Consider the following 26,792-nt stretch of genomic DNA (forward strand, 5'->3'; position numbering starts at 1 on the left):
TCTCCGGCCCACGCCATGTTCTTCGGCCTCTGGAAACGGAAGAAGGAGCCCGCCCGCCCGGCGGACCCGCTCGTCGCCTTCGACGAGCTGCTCGAGAACCTGGACCGGCAGGCCGCCGAGCTGCGCAAGTCCGCGGCCACGCTGCTCGCCCTGAAGGGGGACCTTGCTCGCGCCGTGGAGCGCTACTCCCGCCGCCTGGAGGACCTGGCCTCGCGCCATGCCACCGCCGCGTCGCGAGGGGACTCGAAGGCCGTGGGGGTGCTCGCGAGAGACTCCACCCAAGCCGAGGCCCTGCTGGCCACCACCCGGGAGTCGCTGAAGCGCGCGGACTCGGACGGCAAGCTGCTGCTGGAAGCCGCCGCGGAGCTGGGGGACCGGGTGGAGGAGCTGCGCCGCGAGCGGGAGAGCGCCTCCGCGCGCCTCACCCTGGGCGGCATCGTCACCGACGCGCTGAAGGAGCGTGTGGCCCGCTTCGAGCAAGCGTTGGTGGTGGATGCGGCGCGTGACGAGGTGGAGCGCGCGCACGCGCTGGCGGAGGTCTACCGGGAGGAGCGCCGGGAAAAGGCGGACTGAACCAGCCGTCTCAGGTGCGGCGCGCCGTCTGGTGCAGCTCCAGGACGATGTTGCCGCCCTTGAAGAGGCGCACCGCGCCGGACGTCTGGCTCACCACCAGCGCGATGCAGGCCGTGGAAGAGGTGATTCCCGCGGCGGCCGCGTGCCGGGCGCCCAGGCCGAGCGGAATCTTCACCATCTCGTCCTGCGCGGACAGGTAGCGTCCGGCGGCCAGCACCACGCCGTCCTCGCGGATGACGAAGGCTCCGTCCAGCACGGAGAAGTTCTTGATGGCCTCGCGAATCTTCGGGTCCAACACGTTCCGTTCGGCCTCGGAGAGGCCCTGGAACGGGTTGATGGTCATCTGCCGGCTCTTCTCCAGCACCGTCGTGTGGTCGCCGATGGTGATGATGGTGCCGATGGGATGACCCTCGAAGCCCTCCTGACCAATCTGGAGTGCCAACTGGATGAGCGCGTCCACCACCTGGGAGTTAAACTCCTCGCCCAATTTCACGCCTTCAATCGCGAGCCGATCATCCAGCGAACCACCAATCCGCATCTGCATCAGCGTGTCGGGAGCACGACCCACACGCCCCGTCATGCAGAGCACCAGGTCGCCTTCCTTGAACGCTCCCTGCGAGAGCGCGGAGACGAGGGCCACCTTCACCCGTTCGGTGCGCGAATAGTCGTAGGCGGGGATGACGAGCGCACGGACCTTCCGAAGCAGGTGCTCCTGTGCCAGCTTGTCCAGCGTCACCGCATACACGAGCTTCTTGCGAGCAGGCCGGCCCCGGAGTTCCTCGGGAGGGATGGGCGTGTCACAGATGTAGAGAAAATGATCCACATCGCTCTTGGCGGCCAGCGAGAGGGCCGAGCGCAGGAACTCCCGATCAAACTTCGTGTTCTCGCTCAACCGCCCTCCCGTTCACCCGCAGTCGTGACTGGGTCAGCTTGACACCGACGGCTCTCTGAATAAAGCTTTCGGGCCCGTTTTTTGGGGGACAGGGCCCAAAAACCCTCGCGCACTGGAGCGAAGGCTGTGAACCAGAAAGATCTCAAGCGTTACAAGAAGATGCTCGAGGACAGCAAGACGAGCCTGCTCGAGAGCGCCAAGAAGACCCTGGTGGAGGAGTCGAATTTCGACACGGACGACCTCCCCGATGAGATTGACCTGGCCTCTTCCGAGTACGCGCAGTCAATGGTGTTCCGACTGCGGGACCGAGAGAAGTTCTTGCTGCAGAAGATTGATCGGGCGCTGACCCGGATCGAAGACGGCACGTTCGGCGTCTGCGAGCGTTGTGAAGAGGACATCTCCCCCAAGCGGTTGGAGGCACGTCCGGTGACGACGCTCTGCATCCGCTGCAAGGAGGAGCAGGAGAAGAAAGAGAAGTCCTACGGCTGAGTGCCGTGGGAGCCCAGGGCCGCGCGGGAATCCCCCGTGCGGCCCGGGTGAGTCCGGGGAAGAACGGCGCCGCCTCAGGCGAGGGGCGCTTGGATCTCCACCCGGAGCAGCTGTCGGCCGATGAGGTAGTGGTCGCCGTTGTCCACGAAGGTGGGGCCGGCCAGCCGCATGAAGGTGCCGTTCGACGAGCCGACGTCACGCACGGTCAGCCGGTCCTGGCGGACCTGCAGCACCGCGTGACGCCCGGAGACGAAGCCGTCGGTGGGGAAGGTGAGGTCGCCCTGCTCGCGTCCCAGCAGGTTGTCGCCCTCGCGAAGCGGATACGCCGCGCCCCGGAGTCCCCCCTCCAGCAACTGGATGAGCCGCAGGCGGTAGCCGGGATCCGGCGAGCCCCAGATCTGCGTTCCTCCAGGCCCCTGCGTCGCGGTGGGGATGGGCTCCAGCACCAGCCGCTGACGTCCCAGGCGCACTTCACCGCCGGGTGACAGCTCGCGCTCCTGGCGCAGCCGCACGAAGACGCCGTTGGCGCCGCCCACGTCCTCTACCGCCAGGCGCGAGCCGGAGAAGAAGAAGCGCATCTGGACGGGCATGATGAAGGGGTCGTCCGGGAGCGAGAGTTCCCCCTGCTGGCCGCAGGTGAGGGTGTCTCGCTGCATGCGGACGACGGACTCGGGGCCGCCGTCGGCCCGCACCACGCGGATGGAGACCTGGGGGCGGGAGGACAGGCTGGCCACGGCCATGACCATCGTTCCGGAGCGCAGCGGCGAGCCGCACGCTCGGCAGACGGTGGCGTCCCGGGGGTTTTCGGTATCACAGCGGGGGCAGTATTCCATCGCTTCCATGAGGGCTCCGCGTTTCTACCAGGGGTGACGCGAGGTTGCTCGTCTTGCGAGCGGCTTGCTCAGTACCCGAGCGACGTGGTGAACTCCGTGACCCACCCTTCGGGGAAGTTGACTTGCACTGCCCCTCCTGCGGCGCTGACGCCCAAGAATCCTCCCGTTTCTGCCCGGCCTGCGGTGCGACCCTCGTGCGCACGCCGGATGCTGACGACTACGTCGGCCTGACCATTGCCCAGAAATATCGGGTCGAGGCCCTCATTGGCGAGGGCGGCATGGGGCGGGTGTTCCGAGCCCGGCAGATTTCGCTCGACAAGGTCGTGGTGCTCAAGGTGCTCCGGCACACGTTGCTGTCGGACGAGCGCACCGTGGCGCGCTTCCAGCGCGAGGCCAAGGCCGCCAGCCGACTGAACCACCGCAACTCCATCAGCGTGCTGGACTTCGGCCAGGCCGAGGACGGGGCGCTCTTCATCGCCATGGAGTACGTGGCGGGGCAGGACCTGCACCAGATTCTCAGCCGCGAGTGGCCCCTGGGCGAGGGGCGCGTGGTGCGCATCGTGAGCCAGGTGCTCGGCGCGCTGTCGGACGCGCACGGCGCGGGCGTCATCCACCGGGACCTCAAGCCCGAGAACATCATGGTGGAGCAGCGGCGCAACGAGCCGGACTTCGTCAAGGTGCTCGACTTCGGCATCGCGAAGATCACCGACTCCACCGACGACGGACCGGCGCTCACGCGCGCGGGCTTCGTCTGCGGCACGCCCGAGTACATGTCGCCGGAGCAGGCGCGCGGCGCGACGTTGGACCACCGCTCCGATTTGTACGCGGTGGGTGTCATCCTCTACCAGCTCATGACGGGCCTGCTGCCGTTCGAGTCGGACTCGGCGGTGGGGTTCGCCACCAAGCACCTCACCGAGGAGCCGCCGCCCCCGACGCGGCGCCGGCCCGACGCGCGCATCTCCCCGGCGATGGAGCGGCTCATCCTGCGCACGCTCTCGAAGAGCCCGGATGACCGGCCCGCCAACGCGGAGGCCTTCCGCGCGGAGTTGATGGCGGTGGAGAAGGAGCGTCGTCGCTCGGAGGCGCCTCCTCGGCGGCCCCAGCCCTCGGCGGTGCTCGCGCCTCTGCCGCGCAAGTCGACGGGACGCAACGACGACAGTCGCGATGCCACGGCTCCAGGGTGGGGCAGCGAGGTGACGGTGGAAGCCACCGTCCGCGCGCTTCCGGACGTGCTCTCGCCGCTTCCCTCCAATGCCGACGCGATGCCCGCGACGCGGGAGAAGACGGACTCCATCATTCCCACCCAGCCCGGGGTGGGGGGCGGAGGGCTGGGCTTCTTCTTCAAGTCGCTCACCGTGCTGCTGGTGGTCGGCGCGGGCCTCTTCTTCGCGTACTACTTCTATTACTTGAACGGCGGGGGGAAGCCGGGCGTTGTCTCCCCCTTCTCGCTGCCGCGCAACGCGCCCGTTCCCGGGAACGTGGGGAGCACGGCGGGGGACTCCGAGCAGCCGCTCTACGAGCAGCAGATCCCCGCGGCGAACCGCAACCTGGAGGAATCCAGCCGCCATGCGCAGGCGGGAGATCAGGCGCTGGAGCGCGGCGACCTGGGGCTCGCCAAGTCAAAGTACAAGGACGCCTTCCAGAGCAACCCGGACCCGGAGCTGGCCCTCAAGCTGGGCGAGTTGTACTGGCAGCAGGATCAGCTCGATGAGGCCAGGGGCTGGTGGTCGCGGCATCTGCGCGAGGTGTCGAACTCGAAGGCCCGGCCCCTCATCGAGCAGCGCCTGGGGGGCACCGTGGCCCGCCCGTCGAGTCCGTAGCGAGGCGTCACTCGACTCCCCCGAGACGCTCGCTCTGGCTGGGTGTCTCTCCCTCGAGTACGCGGTGCTCGGTACCCCGGGCCGCTCGCGCGGGAGGACAGGCAGCGTGTCGTCTCGGCGAACACGCGACGCGTGGCCCCCCAAACGGGTGCTCGCAATGGCCGCGCGTCGCCTCCGCGAGCAGGTGCTGCGCGGACCCAGAAGAGGTGCTCGCATGGGCCGCGCGTCGTCTCAGCGAACAGGTGACGCGCCCGCGCCCCGAGACGCTCACAACGACCGCTCGCCGTCTCAGCGAACACACGAGGCGCGGTGCCCCACGACGCTCGCAATGGCCGAGCATCGTCTCAACGAACACGTGACGCGCGGTGCCCCACGAAGCGCGCAATGGCCGAGCATCGTCTCAACGAACACGTGACGCGCGGGTGCCCCGAGACGCTCGTAACGACAGCTCGCTGTCTCAGCGATCACATGCTGCGCGGTGCTCCCGGAGGTGCACGCAATGGACGTGCGTCGTCTCAACGAACACGTGACGCGTGGACACCATCAGTGCTCGCAAGGGCCGTGCGTTGTCTCGACGAGCACATGAATCGCGGTGCCCCGAGGTGCTCGCAATGGCCGCGCGTCGTCTCAGCGAACACATGCTGCGCGGTGCTCCCGGAGGTGCACGCAATGGACGTGCGTCGTCTCAACGAACACGTGACGCGCGGACACCAGAGGTGCACGCAATGGCCGTGCGCCGTCTCAGCAAGCACATGAGGCGCGGTGCCCGGAGGTGCTCGCAATGGCCGTGCGTCGTCTCAGCGAGCACATGAGGCGCGGTGCCCAGAGGTGCTCGCAATGGCCGCGCGTCGTCTCAGCGAGCACATGAGGCGCGGTACCCGAGCCGCTCGCGCTAACCGAGCGTTTCGACCTGGAGCACGTGCTGTCCCAGCCGGACCCGGTCTCCGGGACGCAGGGGGCGCTCCTCGCCCGCGGGGATGCGCACGTAGGTGCCCAGGCCGCCGGACAAGTCCCGCAGGAGCGCTCCGGTCGGCGTGGGGGACAGCTCGCAGTGGCGACCCGCGAGGCCCTCGTCGCCCGGGAAGCTCAGGTCGCAGTGCGCCTGTCCCAGCGTGAGCAGTGGGGCGGCTGTCACCACCGCGCGGCCTCCCCGGCCACCGAAGATGACCTCCTCCACGCCGTACACGGCCTGCCCGAGCGGCACGGGAGCGCCGTAGACGATGGGGCGACCGGCCACCGGCGCGGGCGTCTCCAGTCGGCCCGTGAAGCGGAACAACCGCTGACCCGCGCTGAAGTGGGTGCGCGCGGTGATGGCCTCCGTGCCCGCCACCGTGACGAACACGCCGGAGGCGCTGGACTCGTCCCGCACGAAGAGCGCACCGTCCTTCACCAGGAAGGTGGCGTGCAGCGGCGACACGAAGCCGTCATCCGGGAAGAGGATGGCGCCTCGCTGGCGGCCCACCACACAGCCCGTGACGGGAAGCTTGTAGCGCTGACCCCGCGTCGAACCCGCGATGACCGCCAGTCCGAAGCGCGAGGCCGCAGGAGCGGGGCGGGGGGCCGCGACCGGGGGCGCCGTGGCACCTGTCCGGCCAGGGAGGGCGGAGTCGGGCACCGGGGGCGGCGGACGCGTGTTGGCGGGCCCTGCGGGCGCGGTGCCTCGAGGGGACAGGGAGGGAGGGGTCGCCGGAGGCGCGGTCGGAGCAGGGGGGCGGGTGGCGGCGGGCCGCTCCACCATCAACCCGGCAGCGGCCGTCGGAGGCGGCGTCCGGGCCGAGGGGCGCATTCCCGGAGGGATGGCGCTGGGCGGAGGCGGCGTGACGGGGGGGCTGGCGGGCTCCGCCGGCCGGGGGCCAGGGAAGGAGGCCACGGCCGCGGGCCGGCCCCCCTGGGGCGTCGCGGCGGGTGGGCGCGCCGTCGCCGCGGGCTTCGCGGCGGCAGGCCGAGCGGCCGGGGCATCCCCGAGGGCCTGGCCGCAGAGCACGCAAGAGGCCGAGCGCGGCGGATTGAACCCGTCACAGTTCGGGCAGACCACGGAGAGAGCCGACAACAAGAGCTGTGACATGGGCGAACCAGAATCTACGGGCGCGTAAAACGTCGGGTCAACGAAAGCGAACGCGATGGGTGGGACAAGCCCGGAAGAGAAATGTGACAGGTTCCGTGGGGCAACGTTGCCCCCCCTCCGGCACGAAGTTACGATTCCCCCTGCTTCGATGATCCGCCTGAACGACATCCTCCAACGGGTTTCCTCGTACCACCCGGACCCCGACCTGGACATCATCAAGAAGGCCTACGTCTACTCGGCCAAGGTGCATCAGGGCCAACTGAGGAAGTCAGGCGAGCCCTATCTCGTCCACCCGCTCGAGGTGGCCGGCATCCTCGCGGACCTCAAGCTGGACGAGGCGTCCATCGTCACCGGTCTGCTCCACGACACCATCGAGGACACGCTCGCCACCGCGGAGGAGCTCACGGAGCTGTTCGGCGCGGAGGTGGCCCAGCTGGTGGACGGCGTCACCAAGCTGTCCAAGTTCTCCGCGTCCGCCACGCTCTCCCAGGAGGAGAAGCAGGCGGAGAACTTCCGGAAGATGATCATCGCGATGGCGCAGGACATCCGCGTCATCCTCGTGAAGCTGGCGGACCGCACGCACAACATGCGGACGCTGGACCACATGAACGAGGAGAAGCAGGCGCGCATCGCCCAGGAGACGCTGGACATCTACGCGCCCCTGGCGAACCGGCTCGGTATCTCCTGGATCAAGACGGAGCTGGAGGACCTGAGCTTCCGCTACGTGAAGCCGCAGGAGTTCTTCGGCCTCCAGGAGAAGCTCAACAAGCGCAAGAAGGAGCGGGAGAAGTACATCGAGGACACCTGCGACCTCATCCGCTCCAAGCTCGCGGAGCGCGGACTGAAGGGCGAGGTCTCCGGCCGCTTCAAGCACGTCTACAGCATCTACAAGAAGATCAAGTCGCAGGGCATCGACTTCGATCAGATCCACGACATCATCGCCTTCCGCATCATCTCCCCCGCCGCGCCCGCCTGCTACGAGGCGCTGGGCCTGGTGCACGAGATGTGGAAGCCGGTGCCGGGTCGCTTCAAGGACTTCATCGCGATCCCGAAGCCCAACATGTACCAGTCGCTGCACACCACCGTGATTGGCCCGTTGAGCGAGCGCGTGGAGGTGCAGATTCGCACCGCGGAGATGCACAAGATCGCCGAGGAAGGCATCGCCGCGCACTGGAAGTACAAAGAGGGCAAGGCCGTCATCTCCAAGGATGACGAGAAGTTCGCCTGGCTGCGCCAGCTCATGGAGTGGCAGCAGGACCTGAAGGACCCGAAGGAGTTCCTCGAGACGGTGAAGGTGGACCTCTTCACCGACGAGGTCTTCGTCTTCACGCCCAAGGGCGACGTGCGCTCGCTGCCACGCGGCGCGACGCCGGTGGACTTCGCGTACGCCATCCACTCGGACGTGGGCAATCGGTGCGTGGGCGCGAAGGTGAACGGCAAGATTGTTCCCCTGCGCTACAAGCTGAAGAACGGCGACACGGTGGAGGTGCTCACCAGCCCGCAGCAGCACCCGTCCAAGGACTGGCTCACCTTCGTCAAGACGAGCCGCGCGCAGCAGCGCATCCGCGGCTTCATCAAGCAGCAGCAGCGCGAGAAGAGCCTGCAACTGGGGCGCGAGCTGACGGACCGCGAGTTCAAGCGCTTCCAGCTCAACTTCAACAAACTGCTCAAGTCCGGCGAGGTGAAGAAGGTCGCCGAGGAGCTGGGCTTCCGGATCGAAGACGACCTGCTGGTGGCCATCGGCTACGGCAAGGTGACGCCGCAGCAACTGGTGCAGCGCCTGGTCCCCGAGGAGAAGCGCAACGAAGCGGAGGCCACGCCCCGAGGCGACGGCTCCGGCAACGGCTCGCACGCGGGGGGCTCGTCCATGCTCCCCGGGCTGTCCCGCGTGACGGACCTGGCCAAGCGCCTGGTGGGCCGCAGCAACCGCAGCGGCGTGCAGATTGGCGGCGTGGACGATGTGCTCGTGCGCTTCGGACGGTGTTGCAACCCCGTCCCCGGCGACCCCATCGCCGGCTTCATCACCCGGGGACGGGGAGTCACGGTGCACACGGTGGGCTGCGAGAAGGCGCTGGCGACGGACCCCGAGCGGCGCGTGGACGTGAGCTGGGACGTGCGGGGTGACTTCAAGCGCCCCGTCACCCTGCGCGTGCTGACGGCGGACCGGACGGGTCTGTTGGCCGACATCTCCAACATCTTCTCGAAGAAGGGCGTCAACATCTCCCAGGCCAACTGTCGGGCCACGGGCGATGACCGGGCGGTGAACACCTTCGAGGTCATCATCTCGGACCTGAAGCAGCTCACGGACCTGATGCGCACCATCGAGCGCCTGAGCGGCGTCTACTCCGTGGAGCGAATCTAATCCGCCGCCTTTCGTGCTAGAGCGCCCGAGAAATCCGGCGGCCTGTCTCTCAGGGCCGCCCGAACCCTCGAGGTGCGCTCCATGGCTCGGAAGACTCTTCACTCGGACCAGGCTCCCAAGGCCATTGGCCCGTACTCGCAGGCGGTGCAGGTGGACGCCGGGAAGCTGACCTTCCTCTCCGGACAGATTCCCCTGGACCCCGTCACCATGGAGATGGTGCAGGGGGACGTCGTCGCCCAGGCGGAGCGGGTGATGCTCAACCTCCAGGCGGTGCTGGCGGCGGGCGGGCTGGACTTCAGCCACGTCGTGCGCTGCACCATCTTCCTCACGGACCTGGGTGACTTCGCCAAGGTGAACGAGGTGTACGGCCGCTACTTCACCGGCGCGCCGCCGGCCCGCGCCACCGTGCAGGTGGCCGCGCTGCCCCGCGGCTCCAAGGTGGAGATCGACGCCATCGCCGTCTCCTGAGCGTCCTTCCCCCGTCGTCCAAAGCAAGAGGCCGCCGGACCTTGTCGGTCCGACGGCCTCTGGTGCTTCAGGGCTCGAGAAGCAGCCCGGTGGAGCGGATTACTTCCCGTCCGCCGCGACGGCGCCGGCCTTCTTCAGCTCTTCATCGATGATGCGCTTGAAGCCGTCCAGCGGCTGGGCGCCCACGAGCGTCCGGCCGTTGATGAAGAACGTGGGGGTGCCGGTGGCGCCCAGGCGGGAGCCCTCGGCGGCGTCCGCGTCGATCTGCGCCGCGAACTTGTTCTCGTCCAGGGCGGCCTTGAACTTGGCGACGTTCAGGCCCAGCTCCTGCGCGTACTTGTCCAGGGACGCGCGGTCCAGCGCGCGCTGGTTGGCGAAGAGCTTGTCGTGCATCTCCCAGAACTTGCCCTGCTCGTGCGCGGCCAGCGCGGCGGCCGCGGCGGCCTTGGCGTTGCCGTGCATGGGCAGCGGCTGGTTCTTGAAGGCCACCTTCACCTTGCCCTGGTACTGCTCCTCGATCTGCTTGAGCGTCGGGACGACGCGGCTGCAGAAGGGGCACTCGAAGTCGGAGAAGGCGACGATGGTGACGGGCGCGTTCTTCGGGCCCTTCACCGGGGCGTTGCCCACGTCCACCTTCTGCACGGGCGGCTCGGCGGGGGCGCCCGCGGGAGGCGCGGCCGGAGCCTCGGCGACGTTCTGCGCGTTCAGCTTCGCGTAGAGCTCCTCGGCCTTGGTGCCGGAGGCCAGCAGCTTGTCGGCCTTGGCGATCTCCTCGTCGATGAGGCGCTTGAAGGAGTCGAAGGGCTGTGCGCCCACGAGTTCACGGCCGTTGACGAAGAACGTCGGCGTGCCACTGGCGCCCACGGCGGTGCCGGCGGCGCCGTCGGCCTCGACCTTCGCCTTGTACTTGCCGCTGTCCAGCGCGGCCTTGAACTTGGCGACGTTCAGGCCCAGCTCCTGCGCGTACTTCTCCAGGGAGGCGCGATCCAACGCCTTCTGGTTGGCGAAGAGCTTGTCGTGGAACTCCCAGAAGCGACCCTGCTCGTTGGCGGCCTCGGAGGCCTCGGCGGCCAGCTTCGCGTTGGCGTGGAAGGGCAGCGGCTGGTGACGGAACACCACGCGCACGTCCTTCGGGTAGTCCTTCTTGATCTGCGCGAGCGTGGGGCCCGCGCGGCTGCAGAAGGGGCACTCGAAGTCGGACCACTCGACGATGGTCACCTTGGCGGTGGCGGGACCGAAGGCGGCCGCGTCGGCCGGCACGTCGATCTTCCGCACCGCGGGCGCCTGCTGCTGCGGGGCCGCCTTCGGCGCGGCGCGCTCGGCGCCCTTCTCGATGATCTTCGCGTACACCTGGCTGGCGGGAACGCCACCCTTCACCAGGGCCTCGGCCTTGCCCAGCTCCTCGTCGATGAGGGCCTTGAAGTTGTCGATGGGCTGCGCGCCGGAGAGGAAGCGGCCGTTGATGAAGAAGGCCGGGGTGCCGCTCGCGCCGAGCTGGCTCGCCAGGGCCTGGTCCCGCTGGATGGCCTCGGCCAGCTTGGGGCTGGTCAGGTCGGCCTTCCACTTGTCCAGATCCAGACCAATCTCCTGCGCGAACTGCTGCAGGGACGCGTCATCGAGCTTCTTCTGGTTGGCGAAGAGCTTGCCGTGCATCTCCCAGTACTTGCCTTGCTCACCGGCCGCGAGGGCAGCCAGGGCCGCCGGCTTGGCGCGGGGGTGGAAGGACAGCGGGTTCTGACGCATCACCACGCGCAGCTTCTTGCCGTAGTCCTCTTCCAGCTTCTCCACCGTCACATTGGCGCGGCTGCAGAAGGGGCACTCGTAGTCCGAGAACTCCACAATCGTGACAAGGGCATCGGCGTTACCCCGGGTGGGGGAACCTTCGATGGGAACCTTGAACACGGTGGGGTCCACCGGACGACGCGCGGGGTTGGCCTGACCAGCTTGCGCAGCGGGCTTGGTGGTATCGGTCTTCGAGGACGGGCCGCTGTACACACGGCCGCCAACGAAACCAAGCACCAGGCCGACCAGCAGGGCCACGATGATATTGGGCTTCATGGGTGGGTTCTGCTCCTTCGCCATAGGTCCGACTCCGGCCCCGAGCGTGGATGTGCGAGAAAGATTGAGAGGGCCGGGGTACTTAACAGAGGGATTTCCAGACACGCAAGCCGAGTGGAGACGCACTCCGCTCGGCGAACAGGCCCCTCAGGGGCCCGGAAACTGGGCGGTTCTCGGAAAAATTCCGCATGCTCGGATCTGCGCGGTGCGAGAGAGTCCTTGAATGGACATCGCAGTGCGCGTGGACACCTCTGGGGCATATTGCCCCGTGCCCATCCTGGAGATCGCCAAGGTGATGAGGCGCCTGCCCGTCGGCGCCCTGGTGGAGCTCATCTCCACGGACCGGGGGCTGGAGGCGGATCTGCCCGCCTGGTGTGAAGCGACGGGCCACGAGCTCGTCCGTCTGGAGCGCAGAGGGACGAGCTACGTGGGCTGGGTGCGCAAGGCGGGCTGACGCCCGAGCGCACTCCCTCTCTAGAGCAGCTGGAGGACGCGGTCCTCGAGGCGCCGGCCGCGGCTGACGCCGAGGATGAGCACGCCGCTCTGGAGCAGGTGGGCCACCACGCGGCTGATGACTTCCTCGGGCTTCGCCTGTCCGCCGAAGCGCACGACGAGGATGCCCTCACCGTCCATGCGCGCGTCGGTGACGTCGGGCAGGGCGGTCAGCTCCGGGGGGATGACCATTCCGCTGGCGATCTGCACGCGGAACTCCGCGCCCTGTCCGGTGAGCTCGGACATGGTGCCCGCTTGCGCGAGACTGCCTTTGTCGAGGATGGCGGCCGCGTCGCACAGCTCCTCCAGCTCCTGGAGGTTGTGGCTGGAGACCACCACCGTCTGTCTGCCCTTCATGTCTTTGATGACCTGACGCACCTGCGCGGCGATGCGCGGGTCCAGGCCGGCGGTGGGCTCGTCCAGCAGCACCAGCGGCGGGCGCCCCATCAGCGCCTGCGCCATGGCCGTGCGCTTGGCCATGCCGTGGCTGAGCGCCTGCGTCTGGACCTTCCACGCGTCCATCAGCCCCACCTGCTCCAGCGCTTCACGGGCCTCGTTCTCCGGAGTCGCGAGCCCCGACAGCTTCGCCCAGTACGTCAGGAGCGCGCCCACTTCCCAGCCCGAGGGCAGCACCGCGTCCTGCGGCAGCGCCCCGACGCGGCCCTTGAGGGCCCCGGGCGTGGAGGGGTCCACGTCCATGATCTTGAGCGTGCCCTCGGAGGGGTAGAGGTACCCACACATCATGGAGAAGGTCGTGGTCTTGCCGGCGCCGTTGGGGCCGATGAGGCCATACACCGCGCCCCGGGGCACCGAGAAGCTGACGCCGTTGACGGCGACCTTCGGGCCGAAGCGCTTGGTGATGCCGAACAGTTCGATGGCCAGGTCGCTCACAGGTCCCTCGCGCGCAGGGCCCCGTAGGCGCCCAGAAGAAAGAGGGTCGCGAAGCCCGCGTAGGCCGCGCCGCTGATGCCGAACTCGGTGAACTTCGGGTGCAACAGGTCCCCCGCGTAGTTGGAGGGCGACAGGTAGCGCAGGAAGCGCAGCGTGCCCGTCTCTCCCGAGGCCCGGCCCACCGTGTCCATCAGCCAGAAGACGAACAGGAGGATGAAGTTGAAGACCAGGCTCACCCCGGGCGTGCGGAAGAGGCTGGAGCACAGCGTGGTGAGGGCCACGTACGCCAGCGAGAAGACGATGGCGGCGAACCAGAACTTGAGCAGGTTGATGATCAACGCCGCGGAGCCGAAGTCGGGGTTGGCGATGCGCGCGTAGATGAAGATGGCCAGGTCGATGACGAGCACCAGCCCCACCAGCAGCGCCGCCTGCGTCAGGAACTTGCCCAGCAGCACCGACGAGCGCCGCGCGCGCACCGTCAGGTAGCGCATGGAGCGGGGGGCCACCTCGCCGCTGATCTGATCGAACCCCATCAGCGCCACGTAGGCCGGCAGGAAGAAGAGGGTGACCTTGAAGACGAGCAGCACCTCGATGGGGACCTGCGCGAGCGCCTCCATCATCGAGGTGTCGTTGCTGGTGAGGAAGCCCAGCACGCCCTTGCGCGTCTCCTCCATCAGCCTCGTGGCCGACTCGGCGTCGGCACCGGCGCCCGCCAGCCGCTCGTTCATCGCGGTGCGCAGGTCACTGGTCAGCTTGCCAATCACCAGCAGCACCAGCGCGGAGAACATGCTGTAGAGCCCGAGCAACACCACCGCGCGACCACTGCGCACGGCCCGTTGAAGCTCGGCGCCCCAGATGACCAGGGTTTCTTTCAGTCCGTCCAAAGTGTGGGTGACCCTATCGGACTTGCACACTCCACCGCCAAGTTTCTGACAGGAGCGGCAATCAGGCGGGCAGGGAAGCGTCCGTGGACAGCGAGCCTCCAGCCGCTAGGATTCGCGTGCTGCTCCTGCCCCCTCTCAGCCGCCCCCCTCGCGCCGCACATGACGATTCGCCGCCGCCTCCTGTCCGCCGCCGCGCTGCTTCCCCTCGCTCTGCTCCTGGGGGCCCAAGAACCCGTCCAGGGGGGCGCCTCCGTCGAGGCCCCGGCCGCCAGTGACTCTGGAACGGGGGCGAATGGCGCGAGTCAGGCCGCTGCCTCGACACCCACGGCGGGTCCTTCTGGGCCGGCGAGCGGGTCCGGCGCCGGTGTGGCCATCTCGGGCGCGGGGAATTCGGGAAGCGACCCGGGCGCGCATGCCGGAGGAGGGGGCACCATCGCGTCCCCGTCTCCCGCTGGCGGAGAGGACGGCGGAACGAGCGCCGAGGCCGAGGCGGTGGCGGCCGCCGCGGTGCAGGGTGGGGCCGATGCGGGGTTGACCACGCTGGTGACGGTGCCGGGGCTGCTGCCGCCCGCGCCGGTGCCCTCGCGACTGACGGCGCCTCCCATGGCGAAGCTCCAGACGATGCCTCGCGCCGCGGACCTGATGGCTCGCGCGAAGCTGCAGGGCGAGCGACTGGTGGTGAAGGAGAAGGACGGGCACACGCGCGCGCTCACCGTGGACCCGGTGCTCCAGGCGTCGCTGACGAAGATCCTCCGTGACTACGAGGTGCCATATGGCGCCGCCGTGGTGCTGGAGCCCTCGACGGGGCGGGTGCTGGCGCTCGCGGAACATTCGCAGGCGCAGCCGGAGCTGCGAGGGCTGCCCTACCGCGCGGTGTTCCCCGCCGCGAGCATCTTCAAGATCGTCACCGGCAGCGCGCTGCTGGAGGCCGGCGTCACGCCCACCATGGAGGAGTGCTTCCACGGCGGGAAGCGGCGGCTCACCGAGAAGCACCTGGAGGACAGCGAGCGCGACGGGGCCTGCTACTCGCTGGCGCTCGCGATGGGCAAGAGCGCCAACGTCATCTTCGCCAAGCTGACGCAGAAGCACCTCACTGCGGATGTGCTGCGGCGCATGGCCGCGCGCTTCCGCTTCAACCGTGAGATTGACTTCGTGGTGCCCACGGACGTGTCGCTCGCCGCCGTGCCGGAGGACGGCTTCGCCCTGGCCAACACGGGCGCCGGCTTCGGCGACGTCTACCTCTCGCCCCTGCATGGCGCGCTGCTGGCCTCGGTGGCCGCGAATGACGGACGCTGGGTGGACCCCGTGCTGGTGGAGCCGGAGCAGGGCTCGCTGCTGCCTCCCGAGGGCGAGCGCGTGCTGACTCCCGAGGCGGCCCGCGCGCTGACGGACATGCTCGAGGAGACCGTCACGCACGGCACCGCGCGCGGCATCTTCCGCGAGCGCAACTTCCGCGTGGACAACGCCGTGGGAAAGACGGGCACGCTCGCGGACCGCAATCCGTTCCGGGACTACTCGTGGTTCGTCGGCTTCGCGCCTCGCGACAACCCGCGCGTCGCCGTGGCCGCGCTCATCGTCAATGACCCGAAATGGCGCATCCGTGGCACCTGGCTGGGGCGCGAGGCGCTGCGGCTCGGCCTGGAGCGCGTGCCCGCCCCTGTGGAGCTGACCGCGCCCGCGTCCGCCGCGGGCAAGCACTGAGCGGGTGGTCGACGCGCCACGCGGTGCGCTTCACCAGCGGGGCCGCCGCCGTGGATGCACGTGCGTGCGGCCCGTTTCCTTGACGGAGCAGGCACTGTGCGGGAGGACGACTCGCCGCGCGGTGCGCTTCACCAGCGCAGTGACGACGCCTCCGTGGATGTACTGGCGTGCGGCCCGCCTCCTTGATGGAGCAGGCACCGCGAGGGAGGACGACTCGCCGCGCGGTGCGCTTCACCCGCGTTTGGACGACGCCTCCGTGGATGCACTTGCGTGCGGCCCGCTTCCTTGAGGGAGGCAGTCACCGCTGGGGTGGACGACGCGCCGTGCGGTGAGCTTCACCAGCGCGGGGACGACGTCTCCGTGGATGCACTTGCGTGCGGCCCGCTTCATTGACGGGGCAGGCACCGCGCGGGAGGACGACTCGCCGCGCGGTCAGCGCGCGGTGAGCTTCACCAGTCCCATGTCCACGAAGCCGTGGAAGAACTTCAGCGCTTCGAGTTCTTGCAGCGGAGACACGTGGACGATGGCGGCGATGTCCCGGCGGCCGTCGACGCGTGAGAGCAGGTAGCGCTCGGGCGCGGTGAGCTGGAGCGTCTTCAGATGCGCGGGCGACACCTGGAGCGCTGGCACCTTCGTGGCGTCCATCAGCTCCCGGCGCAGCTCCGCCAGCAGCTTCTCCTGCGCCGCCTTCACCAACGCCGCCGAGCGGGGCGTCGGGGACATCTCGTGCGCCCGTCGCGCCAGCGCCTCGCCGTCACGCACGTTGCCCGCGTCGAGGAAGAGCTGCGCCGCCTGGAGCACCTCGTCCGATGACGACTCCGAGCCGATGACGCCCGTGTCCTCCGGCTTCTCCTCCTCCACCACCGCGGACGTGACGGGCACGGGGGCCTCGTCCGAGACCTTCACCGCGTCCAGCCGGTAGAGCGCGTACAGCCGCTGATAGAGGAAGAAGTCCGTGGCGTGCAGCGCCCTGGCCAGCCCGTCGATGCTCAGGCCGTCCTGGATGAGCTGGACGATGCGCTCGTCCATGCTGCCGGGCTTGCGCTCGGGCAGCTTGCGTTCATCCACCGACAGCCGCACCGCGCCGGAGGGGAACACCGCGCGGATGGCCTCCCACGCCGTCTCCCGGAACTCGCCCTCGCGGTGGATGTCCATCAGGTCCACCTCGATGTCGAGGCCGGCGATCTCCGGGGCCGTGTCCGACGCCTCGAAGGTGAACTCGCCCTCCCGCCAGTGGAAGGCATCCAACATCATCTCCCGGAACTTGTGGCTCAGCGTCGAGCGCGCCGTCGCTTCCGGCACCACCCCGGTCATCACCAGCACCTTGCCCAGGAAGACGCGCGTCTGGGCCTGGGTGCTGAACGCCTTCTCGAGCTGGGCCTCCGTCAGATGCCCCATGGTGATGAGGAATTGACCGAAGTACTCCCGATGCTGATTGGAGCTGGCGCAAATCACCTGGCCATCACGGAGGACCCATTGCTTGCGGACCTCCCCTCGCTCCACCTTCAGCGAGCCAGTGGCTCGACGGTTCCCGAGGTAGACGACGAGGTCCTTGAGGGGCATCGTCGGTAAGTCACCAGTCAGACCGCGCATCGACCGTCCATCCTGCCCGCCATGAGAGTCGAGATCTACTCGAAACCCAAATGCTCCCTCTGCGACAAGGCAGCCGACGTCGTGGACGCCGTCCGCGCTCGCATCCCCTTCGAGCTGAGGCTCATCTCCATCCTGGAGGACCCGGCGCTCTTCGAGCGCTGGCGCTACGACATCCCCGTGATCGTCATCAACGACGTGCCCGCCTTCAAACACCACGTCACCGAGGCCGAGCTGGAGGCCCGGTTGCGTGAGGTCCAAGGTGGCATGTCCATTGCTAAAACCGATGCCCAGGATGGGTAGCCGAGCGCCCTTCCCTTGGAAATCCGGGGGGATGAAGAGAGCAGGGAAGGGCTGGGGACTGTAATTCCGGGCACGTGCCGGGGGAGTGGTGGAGAAAATTCTGGTGGGGAGGCGGACGTGGTGGGCGTGAGACGCAAGCGGGTGGGGAAGGCGGCGCAGCCGCCCACCGTGCTGCTCATCGAGCCGCGGGCGGACGACCTGGAGCGGACCCGGATGCTCCTCGGGGAGGCCGGCTTCCGGGTGGTGCCAGTGACTCGCTTCGACGCGGCGGTGCCGCTGTTCGAGGTCATCCGCCCGGACGCGGTGCTGCTGGCGGTGCAGGCGCCGGACTATGGCGCCGTGCAGGTGGCGAGGAGGCTGCGGCAGATCAGCCGGGGCACCGTGCCGTTGCTCTACATGGTGGACCCCCACGACGTGGGGGCCTACCAGCACTGTCTGGAGAAGGGGCAGTGCGTGGACGTCGTGCCGCGGTCGGGCAGCGGGTCGGAGCTGGCGGTGAAGCTGCACGCGCAGCTGCGACTGAAGGCGGCCGTCCTGCGGGCGGCGTCAGGTGAGGAAGAAGACACGGCGCTGGCGCTGCATGACCCGGTGACGGGGCTTTACAACAAACCGTTCCTGCTCTCGCTCCTGGGCCTGGAGGTGCGCCGGTGCGAGCGGTATGGCGGGAGCTTCTCCGTGATCTCCGCGGAGGTCGGGGGCTGGAGTGCGATGCGCAAGGAGTACGGGCGCGGCATGGCGGAGCGTCTCTTGGTGTACAGCGCGGTGGTGCTGGGACAGACGGTGCGGGAAGCGGACGCGGTGGCCCGGGTGGGTGAGAGCCAGTTCGCGCTGATGTTGCCGGGGACTCCGGCGGAGGCGGTGCCGGTGATGCTGTCGCGGGTGGCCGCGCGCTTCGAGTCGGCGCGTTTCCAGGTGGACGGTCGAGTGGTGCGCACCACGTTGGAACTGGGGGCGGTGAGCTTCCCGGACACGGTGGGCACGCCTCAGCAGCTTTTGAGCGCGGCGCAGCAGGACATGCGGCGCACGCGTGAGTTTCGTCGGATGGCCGGGTCCATGACCCGGCTCTCGGTGTGAGGATGGGCGGAGGTTCGATGCAGAGGGCGAGCGGAGGCGAGGGGATGGATCGGATCGCGGTGCTGGTGGTGGATGACGAGGAGTCGGTTCGCACCTTCCTGTCCGAGTTGCTCGGCAGCGCGGGCTATCAAGTGCGCTGCGCGGGGAGTGGCGCGCAGGCGTTGGAGATGCTCGCGGGGGGCTCGTTCGACGCGGTGTTGCTCGATGTCGTGATGCCCGAAATGAGTGGCCTGGAGGTGCTGCGTCGCTACCGGGGCCAGGGTGGCAATGCCCCCGTGGTCGTGCTCAGCGGCCTGACGGGCGCGGACGACGCCGTGCGCGCCATGAAGATGGGCGCCAGCGACTATCTGTCGAAGCCCCTGGGCAATGACGAGTTGCAGGATGCCCTGGCCCGGGCGCTCGGCACGCGCGTGCCTGATCGCCAGGTGGTGCCTCCGCCCCTGGCGCCGCGTCCGGCGGTGGACACGGCGGCGGAATCCCGGGTGCTCATCTCCTCGTCTCCGTCCATGAGACGGGCGCGGGCGCTGGTGGAGCGCATCGCGAACGAGAACGTCCCGGTGCTGCTCCTGGGCGAGTCCGGCACGGGCAAGGAGGTCATCGCGCGGGAGATCCACGCACGCAGCCAGCGTCGCGGACGGCCGTTCATCAAGGTGAACTGCGCGGCGCTCCCTGGCGAACTCCTGGAGAGCGAGCTGTTCGGACACGAGCGCGGCGCGTTCACGGGAGCCACGGCGGAGAAGCCCGGCAAGTTCGAGCTGGCCGACCAGGGCACCATCTTCCTGGACGAGATTGGCGAGATGGCCATCCGGCTCCAGGCCAAGCTGCTCCAGGTGCTGCAGGACGAGGAGTTCTTCCGCGTCGGTGGCAAGAAGAGCGTCCGCGTGGACAGCCGCGTGGTGGTGGCGACCAACCGCGACCTGGAGAAGGAGATCGCGCTCGGCAACTTCCGCGAGGACCTCTACTACCGCCTCAACGTGGTGGCCATCCGCCTGCCGCCCCTGCGCGAGCGGCGCGAGGACGTGGTGCCGCTGACGGACCACTTCCTCAAGAAGTACGGCCGCCAGTACATCACCGGCGTCTCGGAGCTGCCCACGGAGGTGCTGCAGGCCTTCGCGGACTACGACTGGCCGGGCAACGTGCGCGAACTGGAGAACATGGTGCGCCGGCTGTGCGTGCTCAAGGACCCGACGCTGGTGCTCGACGAGCTCAACGCCGCGGGTCGCTCTCCGGCGAGCGCGCCGTCCCTTCCCACTGCCTTTGGTGGCGACGACAGCGGCTACGGGCACCGCGCGGTGGAGGAGCATCCGCGTGGGCACCAGGGCTCGTCCGTCCAGGTGCTGGAGATGCCCTCGCGCAGCGTGTCCCCGACGACGGCGGCGGCGCACAGCCAGGCCCATGCGGCCGCGGTGATGGAGCCGATGAACTCCGTCATTCCGGCGCCGCGCTACGTCAATCCGTTCGACGTGCCGCAGCCTCCGCCTCCGCCTCCACCGGCGGGAGAGCTGTCGCTGAAGGACATCGGCAAGCGCGCGGCGATGCTGGCCGAGCGCGAGGCCATCCTCGCCATGCTCCAGCGCACCGCGTGGAACAAGCGGCGCGCGGCCGGCAAGCTGCGCATCAGCTACAAGGCGCTGCTCTACAAAATCAAGGAGTGCGGAATCATCGACCCGCGCGCCAGCGCGGAGCTGTGAGCGGTACGCCACGGCTTGCCTTTGCCCCCCGGCTTTCGCTATCGCGGGGGGCATGACTCCTTCCCTGGTCTTCCTGGGCTCCGGTTACACGCTGACGCGACTCGCGGTGGCGCAGGCCCAGGCAGGACGAGACGTCCTCGCGGCCACGCGGGATTCCGCCCGACGCGAGGAACTGGTGCGCGCGGGTGCTCGCGTCTCCTCGCTGGAAGACGCGCTGCTCCAGACGCAGGGCGCGCACGTCGTCGTCTCCGTTCCACCCGAGGCGGGGCTCGACGGCGCCATCGCCAGCGCGCTCGCGGCCCGGCCTCCCGCGCGACTCGTGTACCTGTCCTCCACCGGTGTCTACGGCAGCGCTCGGGGAGCGGTGGACGAGGACACGCCGGTGGACGTCGCCTGGCCCTCGTCACTCGGTCGCCTGGAAGCGGAGTCGCGCTACCTGCCGCTCGGAGCGATGGTGCTGCGCATCGCCGGCATCTACGGCCCCGGGCGCGGTGCCCACTCCCGCCTGCTGTCCGGCAACCTCCGCCTGCCGGAGCGCGGAGGGCGCATCTCCCGCGTCCACGTGGATGACCTGGGCGCGGCCATCCTCGCGGGGCTCGAGCAGGGAACGCCCGGGGCCCTGTACTGCGTGGCGGATGATCGCGCCGCGCCCCTGGAAGAGACCGTCACCTGGCTGGCGCATCGGCTGGCCATGTCGGTGCCTCCGCGTGTGCCCCTGGAGACGCTGCATGAGTCCCTGCGCGGTGACAGGGCCATCTCCAATGCCCGGCTCAAGGAGCTGGGCTGGCTGCCGCGCTACCCGGACTTCACCGTGGGCTTCGCCGCGGTGCTGAAGGAGGAAGGGCGCACGAGCGGGGAGGGCGACATCGTCATCCGCCCGGTGTTTCCCGACGAGGTGGAGGCCTTCCGGGCGATGCGGCTGCGCTCGCTGACGGAGCACCCGGAGGCCTTCGGGTCCTCGTTCGAGGAGGAGTCCCAGTTCGCGCTGGAGGTGTTTCGCGGGCGGCTCGAGTCGACGGATTCGCAGCGGGTGCTGGGGGCCTACGACGGGACGCGGCTGGTGGCAGTGGTGGGCGTGCGCCGGGAGCCCCGTCTCAAGTCCGCGCACAAGGCCTTCGTCTGGGGCATGTACGTGGCCGAGGAGGCTCGCTCACGCGGTGTTGGCCGCCGGCTGCTCGTCGCCATCCTCGCCGAGGGGCGAAAGCTCCCAGGCGTCGAGCAGCTCCTCCTGGCCGTCGTCTCCGGCAACGCCGCTGCCCACGCCCTGTACCGCTCCGTTGGCTTCCAGACATATGGGGTGGAGCCCCGGGCGCTGAAGATCGGCGGCGCCTATGTCGACGAGGAGCTGATGGTCCTCACGCTCTGAGTTGGCCCCAGGCGCACATCCCCGCACCCGGCCTGTCGCTTCAGGTCGAGCCCGTGACGTGTCGTTTGTTTGCGCCACCCGGCGATGGCGGGTGACAGATCCACGACGCCATGGTGTTCCAGGGAACGGAGGACGCGGAGGTGGCCTGGATGGAGGGCCGCGCTGACCGCGCTGGAGGCTTCGTGAGTATGGCCCTGTGCACCCCTGACTGGCTGCTGGAGCGAATCGCCCTGGGTGAACTGCCCTCGGACGCGCTCGCCGCCGCCCGCGCCAAGCTGGAGCAGGAATCCCACGGGGCCGCGCGGCTCGCCCGGCTGGAGTCGGACTCGCGCGAGACGCTGGCCCGTCACCCCCCCGAGTCCGTGAGCCGGGAAGTGGCCCGTCGCCTCCGCACCGCCCAGCTCCAGGCGAACGCCGCTCCGCAGCCGGAGCGCCAGGGCTGGCACGGGTGGTCCCTGAGCATGCCGGTGGCCGCGTCCCTGGTGCTGCTGTTCCTGTCCGCGCAGCAGGACGTGGTGGAGTCGCCTTCGCTGCTGCCCGTGCGCGTCGAGCTGCTCGAGACGGTGGGCATCAAGGGCGATGCCCGGTTGCTGGTGTATCGGCAGGACGCGGGAGCGCCGGAGCTGCTGTCGGACCACACGCCCGCCCGCACCGGAGATCTGCTCCAGCTCAGCTACATTTCCGGGGGCCATCGCCATGGCGTGGTGGTCTCCGTGGACGGACGAGGCGCTGTGACGCTGCATCACCCCACCACCCTGGTGGGGCCCACGAAGCTTCAGTCGGGAGACGCGGTGTCCTTGACGCATTCCTACGAACTCGATGACGCACCGGGTTTCGAGCGCTTCTTCCTCGTCACCTCGGATTCGCCGCTGGACGTGGGGTCCGTGCTGGAGGCCGCGCGCCTGCTGGCCCGTCACCCCACCGAGGCGAGCATCCGGCCGCTCCCGCTTCCGGGTACCCTGGCCCAGACATCCTTCACGTTGGAGAAAGTGCCGTGATGCCGCGGTCGCTCCTGTTCCTGTCCCTGTTGCTTCCCACGCTGGCCATGGCGGCTCCCGCCACGCCCGCGCCCGTCGCCGTCCGTCGCTTCGCGCTGCTGGTGGGCGTCAACGATGGAGGCCCTGGCCGTGCCCGGCTCCGCTACGCCGTCACCGACGCGAGCTCCTTCGGCAACGTGCTGGAGGAGCTGGGCGGAGTGTTGCCTCAAGACCGGCTGATGATGCTGGAAGGAGACCGCGCGGCGCTGGAGCAGGCGCTGGCGCGCTTCAAGGCCATGGTCGGCGCGGCGAAGGCCCCGGGGGCTCGCACCGAGGCGCTCATCTACTACTCGGGCCACTCGGACGAAGAGGGCCTGCTGCTGCACAAGGACCGCTTCGGCTACCGCGAGCTGCGTCAGGCGCTGGAGCAGCTCCCCGCCGACGTGCGCATCGCCATCCTCGACTCGTGCGCCTCCGGCACGCTGGCGCGTCAGAAGGGCGGCGTGCGCCGTCCCGCCTTCCTCGTCGACACGTCCTCCGCCGTGCGCGGCCACGCCATCCTCACGTCCTCCTCCGAGGACGAGGTGTCGCAGGAGTCCGACCGCATCGGCGGCTCGTTCTTCACGCACAACCTGGTGTCCGGCCTGCGCGGCGCCGCCGACTCCACGGGCGACGGGCGCGTCACGCTCCACGAGGCCTACCAGTTCGCCTTCCATGAGACGCTCGCGCGCACCGAGCGCACGCGCGCCGGCGCCCAGCACCCCGCCTATGACATCGAGCTGGCCGGCACGGGCGAGCTGGTGATGACGGACCTGCGCACCACGTCGGCCGTGCTGGTGATGGGCGAGGGCGTCGAGGGACGGCTGTACGTCCGTGACGAGCCCGGGCGTCTGGTGGTGGAGCTCAACAAGCTGGCGGGCCGCGCCACGGAGCTGGGCCTGCAGCCCGGTCGCTACACGGTGATGCGCGAGTCGCGCGGCGCCAGCTCCCAGGCCGCGCTGGTGGTGGGGGAGGGCGGGCGCACGGTGCTCGCCGACACCGCCTTCGTGCCGATGGCGGGCGAGCTGACCGCGATGCGCGGCGGCGCTCCCGTCGCGGGCGCGGGCTCTCAGCCGATGGTGACTCCGGTGGACCGCGCGGGGCACACCTACCGCTTCCTGAACCTGGGGCTTGCTCCGAAGCTCCAGACCAACGACCTCTTCGGCGCGAATGGCGAGGTGGACAACGCCCTCTCCGTGTCGCTGGGCGTGGCGAGCCTGGGACGGCTGGATGGCTTCGCGATGGCGCTGGGGGCGAACTGGAACTCGGACTCCATCCGCGGCGTGCAGACGGCCATCGGTGGCAACGTGGTGCGCGGCGAGGTGGACGGCATGCAGCTCGCCGTGGGCGGCAACTGGGCCAGTGGGCCGGTGGGCGGTATGCAGCTCGCGGTGGGCGTCAACGTCGCGCGGCAGGGCGGAACGCTGGGCCAGCTCGCGGTGGGCGCCAACGTGTCCAGCACGTCGATGTCCGGCACGCAGATGGCGGTGGGTTCCAGCTGGGTGGATGGCGATTTCGAGGGCTACCAGGCCGCGGTGGGCCTGAGCATGGTGCGCGGCAAGATGTCCGGCGTGCAGATGTCGGTGGGCATGAACTGGGCCGATTCGGCGCGCGGCGCGCAGCTGTCGCTCATCAACATGGGCGGTGACGTGGACGGCATGCAGCTGGGCCTCATCAACGTCGCGGGGAAGATGAACGGCGTGCAGTTGGGCCTCATCAACGTGGTGAAGGACCTGGAGTCCGGCGTCCCGGTGGGCCTCTTGAACATCGTGAGCAACGGCCAGTTCCACGTCGAGGCGTACGGCAGCGACGTCAACTACGCCAACGTCGCGCTCAAGGTCGGCAGCCGCTACCTGTACACCACGCTCGTCGTCGGCATGGGCTCCACGGCGAACGCGCGCGGCCCCAGCCACTGGACGACGGGTGTGGGCATCGGCGGCCACGTGCCGCTGACCGAGCGCTTCTTCTTCGACGTGGACGTGGTGACGAACAACATCCACGAGTGGGGTGGTGCGTTCGATGGGAACCGGCTGCTGCACCAGGCCCGGCTGATGGCGGGCTTCCAGTTGGCCTCCCGCTTCGCCATCATCGCCGGCCCTACCTTCAACGTCATGCACACCACGGACGGTGAACCCGTGACGTCGCTCAGCCAGTTCTCCAAGACCTCCGACCGGGACGTCCTGTTCTGGCCTGGAGTCCAGGTAGGTCTGCGTCTCTGATGGACGGTGTCCGGAGTGGAGCGGATGGCTCCCATCAGCCGGACGAAATCGAAGCCCCCCAGAACGCCTTTCCAGCCGGTGCTTACCGGTGAGAGGCTGGCCGAACGGCCGTTGGATGGCCGGGCAATCCTTGCCCTGGGGGCACGATGTCCAAGTTGCTGTTCGCGGCATTCAACGAGGGCGCCAAGCTCTCGATGACCGGCCAACACGAAGCCGCGATCTCCGCCTTCGACAAGGTCCTCGCCGTGGACCCCAAGCACTTCCCGGCCCTCACCGCGCGGGGCTCCTCGCTCGCACGGCTGGGCCGCACCGAAGAAGCCCTGCGCTGCTTCGAGCGCGCCATCGACGTGGACCCGTCCGCCGCGGACCCGCATCGCGACGCCGCCCTCTGTCAGTTGGAGCTGGGGGAGCCGGAGGCCGCCGCGCAGTTGATGGAGCGCGCCATCCAGCTCAACGCGGACCCTGGCTACCGCGAGGCCTCCGCCATCGAGGTCTATGAGCGGGGCAACGCGCTGCTCACCCGGGGCCCTCGGCGCCCGGACAAGGCGCGCTACCGGCAGGCCCGCCACACCTTCGAGCTGGCCCTGGAGCTGTCTCCCGCCTACGTCGAGGCCGCCAAGGCCCTGTCCGACGTGTGGGAGCACCTGGGCGACACCGCCCAGCGAGACCACTACGCCCAGCTCGCCCTGCGCCTGCGGCCCGTGGGGGGCTGAGCGAGCGACGGAACAGGGGGCCGCGCGCCCTGACGCGCGCTCATCCCCGTCCTCGAAGGGATGACGCCCTTCGTGGACGCATTGCCCCGCTCCCGATGTTACCCATCCGCGCGGGCATTCCGCGCTACAATTCCAGATTAATACGAAAACACTGCCCGGAGAATCCAGAAGATGATTGTCATGCTCGAGCCGGACTCCCCCGAGTCCGTGGTGTCCGCCGTCCTCCAAGCCGCCTCTCAGTACAAGGGCGTGACGCCTCGGCCTCACGTCATGGAGGGCGCGGAGTACACCGTGACGGAGGTGTACCTGCTGGGCCCCACAGCGCAGATTCCCACGGAGGTCTTCGAGCAGATTCCGGGCGTGCGGCAGGTGGTGCGCGTCTCGCAGAAGTACCGCGTCATCGGCCGGCACAAGGGCCAGCGGGCGTCCACGGGCTTCGACTACAACGGCGTGACGTTCGACGAGCGCTCGGTGCAGTTGTTCGCCGGCCTGTGCGCGGTGGACACGAAGGAGAACGTGGATTCGATGATGGCGGCGCTCGCGCGCTGCGACATCCGCACCACGCGCATGGGGGCGTACAAGCCGCGCACCAACCCGTACGAGTTCCAGGGGCTGGGTGCCGCGTGCCTTCCGTGGGTGTTCGAGTCCGCGGGCAAGCACGGCATCAAGGTCGTCGCCATGGAGGTGACGCACCCCCGGCACATCGACGAGATTCGCGACGCGCTGGAGCGCTCGGGCAACGCCACGGGCGTCATGCTCCAGGTGGGCACGCGCAACGCGCAGAACTTCGAACTGCTCAAGTCCATTGGCCAGCAGCGCGTCTTCCCCGTGCTCTTCAAGCGCGGCATGGGGATTACGTTGGAGGAGTCCCTCAACGCGTGCGAGTACATCGCGAGCGAGGGCAACCCCAAGATTGTCTTCTGCCTCCGCGGCGTGAAGACGCACCTGGGTGACCCGCACCGCAACATGGTGGACTTCGCCCACGTGCCGGTGGTGCGCCGGCTCACACGCATGCCCGTGTGCGTGGATCCGTCGCACGCCATTGGCCGCGCGGACGCGCCGCCGGACGGCCTGCCGGACATCTTCCACTCCATTGGCCAGGGCCTCATCGCGGGCGCGTCCATGGTGCTGGTGGACTTCCACCCGCACCCGGAAGCGGCCCTGTGCGACGGCCCGCAGGCGCTGCGACTGGAGCAGCTCGCGTCGCTCCAGCGCTACACGCAGATCGTCCGCGAGGCGTACCTGTCCGTCGTGAAGAACGGCGACGGCAGCCAGCTCATCCCGGCGTAGCG

The 26,792-nt window shown here is 69.1% G+C and carries 22 protein-coding genes; 15 read left to right on the top strand and 7 right to left on the bottom strand.

Annotated features, from left to right (window positions below):
- Positions 1-15: 15 nt before the first annotated feature.
- Positions 16-573, top strand: a complete 558-nt coding sequence (locus HUA78_RS39785; protein ID WP_174478596.1) for a hypothetical protein — start codon at positions 16-18, stop codon at positions 571-573.
- A gap of 10 nt (positions 574-583) precedes the next feature.
- On the opposite strand, the gene HUA78_RS39790 is transcribed toward HUA78_RS39785, so the two are convergent.
- A complete protein-coding gene (locus tag HUA78_RS39790; protein ID WP_141648375.1) occupies positions 584-1,465 on the bottom strand; it encodes a diadenylate cyclase in 882 nt (293 codons plus the stop codon).
- Positions 1,466-1,591: 126 nt separating this feature from the next.
- Between HUA78_RS39790 and HUA78_RS39795 the strand changes: the two genes are divergently transcribed.
- Positions 1,592-1,954 (top strand): TraR/DksA C4-type zinc finger protein, encoded by a 363-nt coding sequence (locus HUA78_RS39795; protein WP_141648374.1) that lies wholly within the window; start codon positions 1,592-1,594, stop codon positions 1,952-1,954.
- 74 nt (positions 1,955-2,028) lie between these two features.
- Here the strand turns inward: HUA78_RS39795 and HUA78_RS39800 are convergent, their stop codons facing one another.
- Positions 2,029-2,796, bottom strand: coding sequence for an FHA domain-containing protein (locus tag HUA78_RS39800; protein WP_174458615.1), 768 nt, complete (start codon positions 2,794-2,796; stop codon positions 2,029-2,031).
- Positions 2,797-2,909: 113 nt separating this feature from the next.
- On the opposite strand from HUA78_RS39800, the gene HUA78_RS39805 reads away from it, so the two are divergent.
- Positions 2,910-4,607 (top strand): serine/threonine-protein kinase, encoded by a 1,698-nt coding sequence (locus HUA78_RS39805; RefSeq protein WP_141648373.1) that lies wholly within the window; start codon positions 2,910-2,912, stop codon positions 4,605-4,607.
- Between the two features lie 892 nt (positions 4,608-5,499).
- On the opposite strand, the gene HUA78_RS39810 is transcribed toward HUA78_RS39805, so the two are convergent.
- Complete coding sequence (locus HUA78_RS39810; RefSeq protein ID WP_174458616.1) at positions 5,500-6,672, bottom strand: FHA domain-containing protein; 1,173 nt, start codon at positions 6,670-6,672, stop codon at positions 5,500-5,502.
- A 148-nt stretch (positions 6,673-6,820) separates the two neighbouring features.
- On the opposite strand from HUA78_RS39810, the gene HUA78_RS39815 reads away from it, so the two are divergent.
- Positions 6,821-9,034, top strand: coding sequence for a bifunctional (p)ppGpp synthetase/guanosine-3',5'-bis(diphosphate) 3'-pyrophosphohydrolase (locus tag HUA78_RS39815; RefSeq protein WP_174458617.1), 2,214 nt, complete (start codon positions 6,821-6,823; stop codon positions 9,032-9,034).
- Between the two features lie 81 nt (positions 9,035-9,115).
- On the top strand, positions 9,116-9,502 hold the full coding sequence (locus HUA78_RS39820) for a RidA family protein (protein ID WP_141645288.1): 387 nt from the start codon (positions 9,116-9,118) through the stop codon (positions 9,500-9,502).
- Positions 9,503-9,601: 99 nt separating this feature from the next.
- Here HUA78_RS39820 and HUA78_RS39825 read toward each other — a convergent pair whose 3' ends face one another.
- Complete coding sequence (locus HUA78_RS39825) at positions 9,602-11,560, bottom strand: thioredoxin domain-containing protein (protein WP_174478597.1); 1,959 nt, start codon at positions 11,558-11,560, stop codon at positions 9,602-9,604.
- A gap of 223 nt (positions 11,561-11,783) precedes the next feature.
- Between HUA78_RS39825 and HUA78_RS39830 the strand changes: the two genes are divergently transcribed.
- Positions 11,784-12,014, top strand: a complete 231-nt coding sequence (locus HUA78_RS39830) for a sulfurtransferase TusA family protein (RefSeq protein ID WP_174458620.1) — start codon at positions 11,784-11,786, stop codon at positions 12,012-12,014.
- 20 nt (positions 12,015-12,034) lie between these two features.
- Here HUA78_RS39830 and HUA78_RS39835 read toward each other — a convergent pair whose 3' ends face one another.
- Positions 12,035-12,943 carry an ABC transporter ATP-binding protein gene (locus HUA78_RS39835; RefSeq protein WP_174458621.1) on the bottom strand — a complete coding sequence of 303 codons (909 nt, stop codon included), beginning with the start codon at positions 12,941-12,943 and terminating at the stop codon, positions 12,035-12,037.
- Positions 12,940-13,827: an ABC transporter permease gene (locus HUA78_RS39840; RefSeq protein ID WP_217440346.1), complete on the bottom strand. Its 888-nt coding sequence runs from the start codon at positions 13,825-13,827 to the stop codon at positions 12,940-12,942. Before HUA78_RS39840 ends, HUA78_RS39835 begins: the two co-directional genes overlap by 4 nt.
- A gap of 159 nt (positions 13,828-13,986) precedes the next feature.
- On the opposite strand from HUA78_RS39840, the gene HUA78_RS39845 reads away from it, so the two are divergent.
- A complete protein-coding gene (locus HUA78_RS39845; RefSeq protein ID WP_174478598.1) occupies positions 13,987-15,528 on the top strand; it encodes a penicillin-binding transpeptidase domain-containing protein in 1,542 nt (513 codons plus the stop codon).
- Between the two features lie 432 nt (positions 15,529-15,960).
- Here HUA78_RS39845 and HUA78_RS39850 read toward each other — a convergent pair whose 3' ends face one another.
- Positions 15,961-17,121, bottom strand: a complete 1,161-nt coding sequence (locus HUA78_RS39850; protein WP_174478599.1) for a DUF4388 domain-containing protein — start codon at positions 17,119-17,121, stop codon at positions 15,961-15,963.
- Between the two features lie 21 nt (positions 17,122-17,142).
- Here HUA78_RS39850 and HUA78_RS39855 point away from each other — a divergent pair, with 21 nt between their 5' ends.
- The 8 genes from HUA78_RS39855 (at position 17,143) to HUA78_RS39890 (ending at position 26,790) form a co-directional block, all read left to right on the top strand.
- The gene (locus HUA78_RS39855) at positions 17,143-17,421 is read left to right on the top strand and encodes a glutaredoxin family protein (RefSeq protein ID WP_141645295.1); all 279 of its coding nucleotides are present in this window, start codon (positions 17,143-17,145) and stop codon (positions 17,419-17,421) included.
- Positions 17,422-17,541: 120 nt separating this feature from the next.
- On the top strand, positions 17,542-18,495 hold the full coding sequence (locus tag HUA78_RS39860) for a GGDEF domain-containing protein (RefSeq protein ID WP_246137420.1): 954 nt from the start codon (positions 17,542-17,544) through the stop codon (positions 18,493-18,495).
- A gap of 44 nt (positions 18,496-18,539) precedes the next feature.
- Positions 18,540-20,186 carry a sigma-54 dependent transcriptional regulator gene (locus HUA78_RS39865; protein ID WP_174478600.1) on the top strand — a complete coding sequence of 549 codons (1,647 nt, stop codon included), beginning with the start codon at positions 18,540-18,542 and terminating at the stop codon, positions 20,184-20,186.
- A 52-nt stretch (positions 20,187-20,238) separates the two neighbouring features.
- Entirely contained in the window at positions 20,239-21,552 is a 1,314-nt protein-coding gene (locus tag HUA78_RS39870; RefSeq protein WP_174478601.1) for a GNAT family N-acetyltransferase, read from the top strand.
- Between the two features lie 188 nt (positions 21,553-21,740).
- Entirely contained in the window at positions 21,741-22,550 is an 810-nt protein-coding gene (locus tag HUA78_RS39875) for an ActD protein (protein WP_174478630.1), read from the top strand.
- A complete protein-coding gene (locus HUA78_RS39880; RefSeq protein ID WP_174478602.1) occupies positions 22,550-24,787 on the top strand; it encodes a caspase family protein in 2,238 nt (745 codons plus the stop codon). The genes HUA78_RS39875 and HUA78_RS39880 overlap by 1 nt, the downstream gene beginning before the upstream one ends.
- Positions 24,788-24,933: 146 nt before the next feature.
- Positions 24,934-25,500 (top strand): tetratricopeptide repeat protein, encoded by a 567-nt coding sequence (locus HUA78_RS39885; RefSeq protein ID WP_141645299.1) that lies wholly within the window; start codon positions 24,934-24,936, stop codon positions 25,498-25,500.
- A 171-nt stretch (positions 25,501-25,671) separates the two neighbouring features.
- Entirely contained in the window at positions 25,672-26,790 is a 1,119-nt protein-coding gene (locus HUA78_RS39890; RefSeq protein ID WP_141645300.1) for a 3-deoxy-7-phosphoheptulonate synthase, read from the top strand.
- Positions 26,791-26,792: the final 2 nt, after the last annotated feature.

The organism is Myxococcus sp. CA033, from assembly GCF_013336625.1.
Classification (GTDB): Bacteria; Myxococcota; Myxococcia; order Myxococcales; family Myxococcaceae; genus Myxococcus; species Myxococcus llanfairpwllgwyngyllgogerychwyrndrobwllllantysiliogogogochensis.

What these genes read in the sequence shown, in the direction of transcription:
- HUA78_RS39785 (WP_174478596.1), top strand. Translation starts at nt 16, where the DNA reads ATGTTCTTCGGCCTCTGGAAACGGAAGAAGGAGCCCGCCCGCCCGGCG.
- HUA78_RS39800 (WP_174458615.1), bottom strand. Translation starts at nt 2,796, where the DNA reads ATGGAAGCGATGGAATACTGCCCCCGCTGTGATACCGAAAACCCCCGG.
- HUA78_RS39810 (WP_174458616.1), bottom strand. Translation starts at nt 6,672, where the DNA reads ATGTCACAGCTCTTGTTGTCGGCTCTCTCCGTGGTCTGCCCGAACTGT.
- HUA78_RS39815 (WP_174458617.1), top strand. Translation starts at nt 6,821, where the DNA reads ATGATCCGCCTGAACGACATCCTCCAACGGGTTTCCTCGTACCACCCG.
- HUA78_RS39820 (WP_141645288.1), top strand. Translation starts at nt 9,116, where the DNA reads ATGGCTCGGAAGACTCTTCACTCGGACCAGGCTCCCAAGGCCATTGGC.
- HUA78_RS39825 (WP_174478597.1), bottom strand. Translation starts at nt 11,560, where the DNA reads ATGAAGCCCAATATCATCGTGGCCCTGCTGGTCGGCCTGGTGCTTGGT.
- HUA78_RS39830 (WP_174458620.1), top strand. Translation starts at nt 11,784, where the DNA reads ATGGACATCGCAGTGCGCGTGGACACCTCTGGGGCATATTGCCCCGTG.
- HUA78_RS39845 (WP_174478598.1), top strand. Translation starts at nt 13,987, where the DNA reads ATGACGATTCGCCGCCGCCTCCTGTCCGCCGCCGCGCTGCTTCCCCTC.
- HUA78_RS39850 (WP_174478599.1), bottom strand. Translation starts at nt 17,121, where the DNA reads ATGCGCGGTCTGACTGGTGACTTACCGACGATGCCCCTCAAGGACCTC.
- HUA78_RS39855 (WP_141645295.1), top strand. Translation starts at nt 17,143, where the DNA reads ATGAGAGTCGAGATCTACTCGAAACCCAAATGCTCCCTCTGCGACAAG.
- HUA78_RS39865 (WP_174478600.1), top strand. Translation starts at nt 18,540, where the DNA reads ATGGATCGGATCGCGGTGCTGGTGGTGGATGACGAGGAGTCGGTTCGC.
- HUA78_RS39870 (WP_174478601.1), top strand. Translation starts at nt 20,239, where the DNA reads ATGACTCCTTCCCTGGTCTTCCTGGGCTCCGGTTACACGCTGACGCGA.
- HUA78_RS39875 (WP_174478630.1), top strand. Translation starts at nt 21,741, where the DNA reads ATGGCCCTGTGCACCCCTGACTGGCTGCTGGAGCGAATCGCCCTGGGT.
- HUA78_RS39880 (WP_174478602.1), top strand. Translation starts at nt 22,550, where the DNA reads ATGCCGCGGTCGCTCCTGTTCCTGTCCCTGTTGCTTCCCACGCTGGCC.
- HUA78_RS39885 (WP_141645299.1), top strand. Translation starts at nt 24,934, where the DNA reads ATGTCCAAGTTGCTGTTCGCGGCATTCAACGAGGGCGCCAAGCTCTCG.
- HUA78_RS39890 (WP_141645300.1), top strand. Translation starts at nt 25,672, where the DNA reads ATGATTGTCATGCTCGAGCCGGACTCCCCCGAGTCCGTGGTGTCCGCC.